Here is a 10,171-nt window from a genome sequence, read left to right as displayed (position 1 = left end):
GCGCTCCTGGACCGCCATGACGAGCAGAAGCACGACCAGGAAGAGCCCGGCCATGCCGGTCCAGGAGCGCTTTAGCCGGCGCCAGACCAGCGCGATATAGCTCTCATTGCCGTGCGCCGGCTCGGCTATGGCCACGCCTTCGGCTGGCGGCGGCGGGGAGGGGTCGCGCGCCAGCATCTAGCGCTCCCCGAATTGGCGGATGCGGGGATCGAGCAGCACGAGCAGCATGTCGGCGATGATGTTGCCGATGATCAGCGTCGCCGACAGCACCATCATGAAGGTGGCCGTCACATAAACGTCGCCCACCGCCATCGAGCCGACGATCGCCGGCCCGACGGTCGGCAGCGCGAAGATGATCGCCGTCTCGATCTCGCCGGTCAGCATATAGGGCAGCACCACGCCCTGATACATCACCAGCGGATGCAGCGCATTGGGCACGGCGTGCCGCATGACGACGGCGCCGCCGGTCAGGCCCTTGGCCTTGGCCGTCTCGACATATTGCATGTTCAGCGTGTCTAGCAGGTTGCCGCGCATGACGCGCATGTTGTAAGCGAGCCCGCCGAAGGTCGCGATCGCCACCACCGGCCAGACATGCTTGACCAGGTCGACGAACTTCGCCCACGACCACGGCGCGCCGCCATACTGCGGCGAGAAGAACGAGCCGATCTCCGAAACGTTGAACTGGAAGACCAGCAGATAGACGATGATCAGCGCCATCAGGAAGCGCGGCACTGTCATGCCGAGGAACGAGATCGCCGAGAGCGTGGAGTCGATCCAGCTATACTGCCTCGTCGCCGCCCATATGCCGAAGGTGATGCCGAGCACCGAGGCGAGCAGGTGGCAGACCAGCGCAAGCAGCAGCGTGCGCGGCAGGCGTTCGCCCACCACATCGGCCACCGGCTTGTTGTAGTAGAGGCTGTAGCCGAAATCGCCGCGCGTGATGATGCCGCCGATCCAGTTGAGATACTGGACGGGCAACGGCTTATCGAGGCCATGTTCGATACGATAGGCCTGTGCCTGCGCGTCGGCTTCGGCATAGGAGGCGCCGCCCTGGTTGATCAGCTGCGATTTGATGTAGTCGGCATAGTCGCCAGGCGGCGCCTGGATGATGGCAAAGGTGACCAGGCTCAGAATGGCGAGGACGGGAACGGCCGAGGCGATGCGCATGAGCAGGAATCGCAACATGGACGGTCTATTTCCTTTCTGGCCGGTCGCGCATTCGATGCATTTGGAGGAATTGCTTTGTCCGGCCGCGCCGCAACGCGGCCGGACATCTCTTCGTCAGGGGAGGTAAAGCTTAATCCATCGGTCCCTTATCGCCAGGCTTGCCGGGCAGTTCGTTGGGGAACAACTCGTATTTTGCCTGCTTGTCCGCCTTGACGAACACGCGCTCGCGGATGATCGAATCCTCGGCCCAGTTGAACATGAAGATCGGCGTGCCCTGCGGAATGTTGGAGAAACGCTTGTTGACGATCAGCGCGCCCGGATATTCCGTCAGGCCGACATTGTAGACATGCTCGGTCGAGATCTTCTGGAACTTTCGCATCAGCTCGGCACGCTGGTCGTTGTCCTGCGTCGACACGAATTTGTTGACGATGTCGACGAGATCCTTTTCGAACGGCATCATGTCGACCTGGCCGCTTTCCGGCGCGCGATGGTTCCAGCTGGTCTTCGGGCCGACCGGCGCCAGCTGCTCGGTATTTTGAACGACGGAGGTGAGCTCGGTTTCGTTTCGCCGGATCAGCCAGTCGAAGCGGCCGGAATATTGTGTGGCATCGCGCTGCGTGCCGTTAAGCCCGTTGAGCACGACCCTCAGGCCGAGCTTCTCCATCTGCGCGACCACGCCTTCGGCAAGGCTCTTGTCGGTGGTGTAGTCGTTGTTGACCAGCATCACGATCTCGACATCCTTGCCGCCCGCGGTGCCGGCCGGGAAGTTCACAATGCCGTCGCCGTCCGTATCCTTGAGGCGGGCCTTGGCGAGCAATGCTTTGGCGCCTTCGAGATCGAACGGATAATAGACCGTCGACTTGCGGTCATAGAAGCTGGTGCCGGATGAGAAGCCGCCCGGATAGATGGCGGTGAACGGGCCCTTGACCAGCGAGTCGCCCAGCGCCTTGCGGTCGAGCGCCATGGTGACGGCCTTGCGGAAATCCTCGTTGCGGTTCAGCTCGCGGATCGCCTGGCCGCGTTCGTCCGGGTTGCCCCAGCCATTGGCGGAAAAATTCATGCGCAGATTGTAGCCGATGAGACGCGGCCCGAAGGCGAGGCGTGCCGGTGCATTCTTGTCAGCAGCACGCTTCAGCGAGGCGACGAAGTTCTCCGGCTGTTCGAGGTTGGAGAAATCGCCCGAGCCGGCAACAGCCTGCACGTCGCGGTCGGCCCAGGTCGAGAGCTTGTATTGCAGCTCGTTGAGATAGGGCAGCTGGTTGCCCTTCTCGTCGACCTTCCAATAATAGGGATTGCGGCGCATGACGATGATGTCGTCCGGCCGGTATTCGACCGGAACCCAGGCGCCCATCACCGGCATGTTCATATATTCCGGCGGGAAGGCGTTCTTGAACTGGTCGTAGGTGTTCTTCGAATATTTCGGATGCTGCGGCTTGAGGATGTGCGAGGGGCCGGGGCAGAAAGTGCCATAGGCCATGGCATAGAGATATTGCCGCGGGAACGCCTCCTTGAACGTCCACTCCACGGTGTAGTCGTCGATCTTCTTCAGCGTCGTGCCGACGCCGAAAGTCTCCGGCGTGGCGCCGTTGAGCGGCGAGACGTTCGGATCGACCACCTCGTCGTCCCAGTAGAACATCACGTCGTCGGCATTGAAGGGCGCGCCGTCGGACCATTTGGCGCCTTCGATCAGATGCATGGTCAGCTTGTGGCCGTCGCTCGACCAGTCCCAGCTCTTGGCGAGGTTGGGCAGCGGCTCGGTGTCCTTGGCCTCGACCTGGAACAGCGGCGCCGTGCGCGTTAGGCATTCGGAAAGCCCGATGTCGATGCCGCCCCAGCCTTGCGTCTGGCCGGCGCCGTAGTTCCAGCCTTCCGGCCTGCCGCCGATGACATGGCGCATCGTGTCGCCATAGACGCCGATGCCATCCGGCATGTTGGCCGTCTTGAAGACCAGCGGTTCCTTCGGCAGCCTGTCCTTGACCGGCGGCAGCTTGCCGGTCTTGACGTATTTCTCCGTCACCCAGTCCGGCTCGTGATATTCCGGCAGCGCCTTGAACTCCAGGATGGAGTCGCGCGCCACATAGTGGATCTTGCCCTCGGCCGGGAATGTCGCAGGCTGCGGCGGGATCGTCGGCTCGGAAGCGAAGGCGTTGAGCGCATGGACTGAAACGCCGAGCATCAGCCCGGCGGCAATGCCAGTTCTACGAAAAGTCCTCATAGTCTCCTCCCAGATGTTTTTGGACGTCTGCTGCTGCCCGCCTCTTGTGAATTTCTTGCCGAGCTGCCTCCTGCGACCCGGCCTGCTTGCCTTTAGGCTCAACCGGCCTGTTTCAGCGCCGCCTTTTCGGCGCGCAGTTCCTCGATCGAGCGCACGTTGCGCCGCGCGGCGCCCGCCCATTCGCGGGTCTTGACGTGTGCTTTCGAAAGCCGCTCCTTCGCCGCCGGAACGGCGTGCGCATATTGCGGCAGCCATGCGGCTTCAGCGACCACCATCTCGTCCACCATCTGCCAGACCTCTTCCGGCGTCGACACCGCACCCACCAGCGGATCGTGCAGCACGGCGAGCTTCAACAGATCGATGTCGCCGACGATCGCCGCATGCACCGACATGCGCTGCACGTTGATCGAGGCCATGCAGGTTGCCGCACAGGCTTCCGGCAGCGTGATGCCGGCCGCCATGTTGATGCCGAAACGGTCGACGAAGCCGGGCGATTCGATGATCGCGTCCTGCGGCAGGTTGGTGATCACGCCATTATTCTTGACGTTGAAGTGACCGCGATAGACGCGGTTGGTCTCCAGCGCCTCGAGGATGTGGCTGGCATGCTCGTTGGAGCGTTTTGACGGATCGATCGGCTTCGACGCCGCTTCGAGGAACTGCGGATATTCCGTCTCGAACCAATTGCGGGTTTCGGTCGAGTAGCGCAGATAGCCGCCGGTCTCGCCATGGATCCAGTCCGACATGTCGATCCAGCGCGTGATCTCGTCGGGGCGCTTGCGGTACCAGGGGAGGTATTCGGAGAGATGCCCGTTGCTTTCGGTCGAATAGACGCCGAAGCGCTTCAGCACGTCGATCCTGAGCTTTTCCTGCTTCGAATAGACCGGGTGCGCCTCGAAGGCGGCGACCAGTTCGTCCTTGCCGATCGGCCGGCCGTTCAGCTTGAGCTCGATGAACCAGGTCTGGTGGTTGATGCCGGAGCAGACATAGTCGAGCTCTCTGGGCGATTTCGCGCCGAGCACTTCGGCGATCTGTTCGGCGCCGTGCTGGACGCCGTGACAGAGCCCGACCGTGTCGACCTTGCCGTATTCGATCGCCGCCCAGGTGTTCATCGCCATCGGGTTGGCATAGTTGAGGAATTTCGCGCCCGTCGCGGCGACCTCGCGAATGTCTTTGCAGAAGTCGAGGATCACCGGAATGTTGCGCTGGCCGTAGAGGATGCCGCCGGCGCAGATCGTGTCGCCGACGCACTGGTCGATGCCATATTTCAGCGGGATGCGGATGTCGTCGGCATAGGCCTCCAGCCCGCCGACGCGCACGCAGCTGATGATGTAGCGCGCGCCCTCCAGCGCCTCGCGGCGATTGGTCGTCGCCGTCACTTTGGTCGGCAGTTTGTTCGCCTCGACGATCCGGTCGAGGATCGCCTTGATCATCCCGAGATTGTGCTCGCTGATGTCGGTCAGCGCGAATTCGATGTCCTGGAATTCAGGCACGCACAGAATGTCGGTGAACAGCTTCTTTGTGAAGCCGACGCTGCCGGCGCCGATAATAGCGATTTTGAAGCTCATCACCTTCACCTTGATCCAACTGAATGCCAGGCAAGGAGCGACAAAGGAGGATTTGGCCACGCGCCATCGCGCGCCAGCCACTCAAAGCCGGAAATCCGGCTCTTTCTCCTCCCGCCCGCTCCTCGACCGCGGGTCTTTCGCGTTCTGAGAAGTTGGATTATGCCTTATTGGCGGGCACCGCCAGAGAAGGATTATGCTTTCGAGGGTAATTTTGTGCTGCGGGACCTGATCGCCAATGGAAAGCTGATGCGGACGATTTCGCTGCCGCGCGGGCGCCAGCGGCTGCATGCCATGCCGACAAGCACCGGCTATGAGGTGCGCGAGGACGAAACCTATGACTGGGACGGGAGAAAGCGTGGCCAGACCCCGTTCACGGTGCTCCAGCACACGATCAGCGGCACCGGTCAGCTGCGCTACGAGAACCGCAACTACCGTCTGCAGGCGAACGACACGCTGCTGGTTCTGGTGCCGCACAATCATCGCTACTGGCTGGGGCAGGGCGACCGCTGGGAATACTTCTGGATCTCGATGAACGGTGAGGAAGCGCTGCGCATCCACAAGTCGATCCTCAGCGTCTCCGGCCCGGTGTTCCGGCTGCAGCCGGCGACCGTCGATCACCTTGCCGATTGCAGCCTGCGACTGATCAAGGGAGCGGGTTCGTCTGGTGCGGCCTCCGCGATCGCCTATGAGGCGGCGATGGCGCTCTACGACGATGTCTTCGGCTCGCATGCCTTCGCCGAGAAGCAAAGCGCCATGCAGCCGGTCATCGACCATATCAACGCCAATCTCGACAAGCCGCTGCCGGTGGCGGAGCTGGTCGAGATCAGCGGCCTCAGCCGCGCCCATTTCTCGCGCTGCTTCGCCGAGAGCGAAGGATTGCCGCCTGCCGAATTCGTGCTGCAGCAACGCCTGCAGCGCGCGGCCAAGCTCCTCACCAAGGCCGATTTCCTGCCGGTCAAGGAAGTGGCTGTGCTCTGCGGCTTCGAGGATGCGAACTATTTCTCGAAGGTCTTCCGCCGTTTCTACGGCATCACGCCGACGCAGTTCCGCACCACCGGCATGTATGCCAGCCTCGGCAGCCACCGCTGATGCCTGGGGAATCAGTGCCGCCTTTGGTCGAGAGCGGTCGAAGCGGTCTTCACCGGATCGGCGGCGGCGAAGGCCGCGTCGATCTGGTCGGGCGTGCGCTGCCCGGTCCGCTTCCAGGCGACATATTGCACGATGCCGAAGCTCGGGCGCTGCGGCACCGTCTTCACCACCGGCATGCGGAAGCCGTCGCGGAATTTCTCCCAGCGCGCGCCGAGCACCGCGACCATTTCTTCCACCGTCGGCGGCGTCGCCACATCGGCATAGGTGATGGTGACCTTGCCGGCCAGCGCCTTTTCGCGCGAGAGCGGCACCGGGATCGAAGCGAGGTAGTCGGCCGGCACGTCGAGCAGGCCGCCAAAGGCCCATTGCTGGCGCAGCTGGTCAGCGCTCATCGGCGCGACGCTGACATCGATGTCGTTGGGCGTGCCGGGCACCCGATAAGGGCAGCGGAAACGCCCGCAATTGGCCTGCGCCGAGAATTGCCACAGTGCGTAGCCCTGCCAGTTGCCCATCGGGAAATGCACCTCGATGTCGGGCTTGTAGCGCGCATACCAGAGCGGCAGCCGCGACAGCAGACGGTACTGGTAGCGATTGTCGGCGATATACTGCGCCGTCTTGCCATTGACATAGAGCACCGGGAAACGGCCGACGCGGCGGTGCACCTGGCGCACGAATTCCTCGGCGTCCTCCAGCGACATCCATTGCATCGGATCGATGCCTTCGATGTCGAGAGCCATCAACTCGTCGGGCGCCGGCTCGGCGAAGTCGATGAAGTTGTTGGCCTGCTCGACCGGGTTGCCGGGACGGGCCAGGTGATAGGCGCCCCATTTCAGGCCGAGCGCCTTGGCCACCACCTTGCGCGTCTGGAACAATTCACGCGTCACCGCATAGCGCTTCCACTGCGCCTTGCAGAGTTTCACGTCCGCCTCGGCGCCGAAGCAGAAGTAGGGCGGCGGCAGCCCGTCGGACGCCTTGTTGATGAAGCCGGCGACGCGCTTGTCGGTGACGAGCTGCTGCCAGTCGATCGAATTGTATTCATAGGCGTCGATCACCAACGGGCGGGCGGCATTCTTCCACGGCTCGGAGAAATCCGAGGCCTTTGCCGCCGTACCCAGCACAACCGCCGCAGCGAGAAGCGCCAGGCGGCGAAGAGGGCGCGCCGGCTTTTTCAATCAGGGTGTCCCCACTGACCAGGGGACGATCCTGAACCGCTATGGTTAAGGAAGTGCTTTCACAACATCGGCTTGCTTCGGTCCGCTCCAAAACGTCAAAAAAGTATCGCTTGGGTGGACAAGCCGTGGTGGCAGGGGCTTCAATTGCCGCCTAAGCTTTCAATCACGGCGGCCAGTGGGAAGAGACGGGCCCGCCTGACGAAGCGCAGCAACCGGTCACAAGACCGGACCCGCGCGGGGAGGAAATGAACATGAATCCGGACCTGGAAGTCGTCCAGATCAGACAGGGAGAGTCGTTCAAGGCCTGGGCCCACGGCTATCCTTTCCGCACCGTGCGCTGGCACTTCCATCCCGAATACGAACTGCATCTGGTCGTCGCCACCACTGGCCGTTATTTCGTCGGCGACTTCATCGGTGAGTTCGAGCCAGGCAATCTGGTGCTCACCGGGCCGAACCTGCCGCACAATTGGGTCAGCGACGTGCCGCCGGGCGAGACCGTGCCGCTGCGCGGCCGCGTCGTCCAGTTCTCCGAAGAATTCATCGCCAGCGCTTCAGCCGCCTTGCCCGAACTTGCCGCCTGCGCCGGTATCCTTGAAACCAGCCGCCGCGGCGCCCTGTTCTCGCCGGCGACGGCCGAGCTTGCGGCGCCTCTGCTGGCGGAGTTGACCGAGGCGCAGGGCGTGCGTCGCCTGTCGCTGTTCATGGCCGTGCTCGACATCTTGAACCGCGCCGGCGACGTCCGCACGCTGGCCAGCGCCGGCTATCTGCCCGACCCCTCCGGCTTCATGTCGGCAGGCATCAACCAGGCGCTCGCCTACATCAATTGCCACCTGACCGAGCCGTTCAGCGAAGGGACGCTGGCCGAGATCGCCGGGCGCAGCCCGAGCGCCTTCTCGCGCAGCTTCCGCCGCCACACCGGCATGGCGCTGGTGCAATATGTCAACCGGCTGCGCATCAACCTTGCCTGCCAGCTGTTGATGAGCGAGGCGCAGATGTCGATCACCGAGATCTGCTACGCCGCCGGCTACAACAACATCTCAAATTTCAACCGCCAGTTCCTGGCGCAGAAAGGCATGTCGCCTTCGCGCTTCCGGGCCTTGCTGGCTGAGAACATCAACGCGGAGATTGCCGCCTAACAGGGAGGAAACCGGGAGGAGCTCAAAGCAATTCCAAAAGGAATTGCGTCAACACAAAAGAGACATTCAGGGAAGGAAGAACGCGGGGTGTAACGCACCCGGTGCTGGAGATCGTTTGTTGTGAAATCCAGCACTTCAGGAGGATGTTTGCGCGGCTTTACCAGGATCGGATCGATCCTCAGCCGACTGATCATACTCCTTTCAACAGTTCGACATGCAGTCAAGGCCTGGCGCGCCGTTCACCGCGCAGGCCCCGTGAAACCATTTCTCGAAAGGGAGACATTCGAATGACCAGACATGCTTGGAAATCGCCGTTTGCCTTGAAATCGACCATCGCGGCCGTTTTCGCCGTCTCGCTGCTCGGCAGCACGGCAGCCTTCGCCGACACCGTCACCGACGCCACGGTGGCCTTCCTGATGCCCGACCAGGCATCGACCCGCTACGAGCAGCACGACTATCCGGGCTTCGTCGCCGAGATGAAGAAACTGTGCCCCGGATGCAAGGTGATCTACCAGAACGCCGATGCGGATGCGGCTCGCCAGCAGCAGCAGTTCAATTCGGTAATCTCGCAAGGCGCCAAAGCGATCGTGCTCGATCCGGTCGATTCCACCGCCGCCGCCTCGCTGGTCAAGCTGGCGCAGAGCCAGGGCGTCAGGGTGATCGCCTATGACCGGCCCATTCCGACGGCGCCCGCCGATTTCTACGTGTCCTTCAACAATGAAGGCATCGGCAAGGCGATCGCGGATTCGCTGGTCGAGCATCTCAAGGCGCTCAAGGTCGACCCGGCCAATGGCGGCCTGCTGCAGATCAACGGCTCGCCGACCGACGCGGCCGCCGGTCTCATCAAGAAGGGCATCCACGAAGGCCTCGACAACAGCGGCTACCCGATCCTGGCCGAGTTCGACACGCCGGAATGGGCGCCGCCGAAGGCCCAGCAATGGGCGAGCGGCCAAGTCACGCGCTTCGGCGCCAAGATCCTCGGCGTGGTCGCCGCCAATGACGGCACCGGCGGCGGCGCGATCGCGGCCTTCAAGGCGGCCGGCGTCGATCCGGTTCCGCCGGTGACCGGCAACGACGCGACGATCGCGGCTCTGCAACTGATCATCGCCGGTGATCAGTACAACACCATCTCCAAGCCGAGCGAGATTGTCGCGGCCGCCGCGGCCAACGTCGCCGTCAAGCTCCTGTCGGGCGAGACGCCGAAGGCCGAGATGACGCTCTACGACACGCCCTCGCAGCTCTTCACGCCAGCGGTGGTGACGCAGGAGAACCTCAAGGCCGAGATCATCGACAAGAAGATCAACACGGCGGCCGAGCTCTGCGTCGACCGCTATGCCGAAGGCTGCAAGAAGCTCGGCATCACCAACTGATCAAGTGGCATCCGGCCGCCCATGGGCGGCCGGATGCCAGGCAACGACTGTCAAGAAAGGCGGCGCATGAGCGAAAGTCCTGAAGGGTCGGCATCCGTCGGCGAGCTGGTGCTCAGCCTGCGCGGCATATCGAAGAATTTCGGCGCCGTCTCGGCGCTGACCGATATCGACTTCGACGTCCATGCAGGCGAGGTCGTCGCCCTGGTCGGCGACAACGGCGCCGGCAAGTCGACACTGGTCAAGATTCTGGCCGGCGTGCATCAGCCGAGCTCGGGAACGATCAATTTCCGGGGTCGGCCGGTCACGCTGCCCGACCCGCGCGCGGCGCTGACGCTCGGCATCGCCACGGTGTTCCAGGACCTCGCGCTTTGCGAGAACCTCGATGTCGTCGCCAACATTTTCCTCGGCAACGAGCTCAGCCCGCTTCGGCTGGACGAGGTGGCGATGGAGATGCTGT

Annotated in this window: 8 protein-coding genes and 1 pseudogene; 4 read left to right on the top strand and 5 right to left on the bottom strand. The window is 63.0% G+C overall.

Annotated features, from left to right (window positions below):
- The 4 genes and pseudogenes from EOA27_RS08975 to EOA27_RS08960 form a co-directional block, all read right to left on the bottom strand.
- Positions 1-177: pseudogene (locus tag EOA27_RS08975) on the bottom strand (ABC transporter permease); the annotation flags it as partial.
- Positions 178-1,185 carry an ABC transporter permease gene (locus tag EOA27_RS08970; RefSeq protein WP_126078590.1) on the bottom strand — a complete coding sequence of 336 codons (1,008 nt, stop codon included), beginning with the start codon at positions 1,183-1,185 and terminating at the stop codon, positions 178-180.
- A 112-nt stretch (positions 1,186-1,297) separates the two neighbouring features.
- Positions 1,298-3,382: an ABC transporter substrate-binding protein gene (locus EOA27_RS08965; RefSeq protein ID WP_126078589.1), complete on the bottom strand. Its 2,085-nt coding sequence runs from the start codon at positions 3,380-3,382 to the stop codon at positions 1,298-1,300.
- Between the two features lie 98 nt (positions 3,383-3,480).
- Entirely contained in the window at positions 3,481-4,947 is a 1,467-nt protein-coding gene (locus tag EOA27_RS08960; RefSeq protein WP_127255973.1) for an alpha-glucosidase/alpha-galactosidase, read from the bottom strand.
- Between the two features lie 159 nt (positions 4,948-5,106).
- Between EOA27_RS08960 and EOA27_RS08955 the strand changes: the two genes are divergently transcribed.
- The gene (locus EOA27_RS08955; RefSeq protein ID WP_348639858.1) at positions 5,107-6,036 is read left to right on the top strand and encodes an AraC family transcriptional regulator; all 930 of its coding nucleotides are present in this window, start codon (positions 5,107-5,109) and stop codon (positions 6,034-6,036) included.
- An 11-nt stretch (positions 6,037-6,047) separates the two neighbouring features.
- Here EOA27_RS08955 and EOA27_RS08950 read toward each other — a convergent pair whose 3' ends face one another.
- A complete protein-coding gene (locus tag EOA27_RS08950; protein WP_245467335.1) occupies positions 6,048-7,178 on the bottom strand; it encodes a glycoside hydrolase family 25 protein in 1,131 nt (376 codons plus the stop codon).
- Positions 7,179-7,459: 281 nt separating this feature from the next.
- On the opposite strand from EOA27_RS08950, the gene EOA27_RS08945 reads away from it, so the two are divergent.
- The 3 genes from EOA27_RS08945 to EOA27_RS08935 all read left to right on the top strand — a co-directional run.
- Complete coding sequence (locus tag EOA27_RS08945) at positions 7,460-8,344, top strand: AraC family transcriptional regulator (RefSeq protein WP_042641694.1); 885 nt, start codon at positions 7,460-7,462, stop codon at positions 8,342-8,344.
- A gap of 287 nt (positions 8,345-8,631) precedes the next feature.
- Complete coding sequence (locus EOA27_RS08940) at positions 8,632-9,714, top strand: sugar ABC transporter substrate-binding protein (protein WP_126078586.1); 1,083 nt, start codon at positions 8,632-8,634, stop codon at positions 9,712-9,714.
- 66 nt (positions 9,715-9,780) lie between these two features.
- A partial coding sequence (locus tag EOA27_RS08935) for an ATP-binding cassette domain-containing protein (protein WP_145970294.1) occupies positions 9,781-10,171 on the top strand: 391 nt, incomplete at its 3' end.

It is taken from the genome of Mesorhizobium sp. M2A.F.Ca.ET.037.01.1.1 (genome assembly GCF_003998075.1).
In the GTDB taxonomy this organism is placed as follows: Bacteria; Pseudomonadota; Alphaproteobacteria; order Rhizobiales; family Rhizobiaceae; genus Mesorhizobium.
This window is presented reverse-complemented; position numbering and strand designations above follow the sequence as displayed.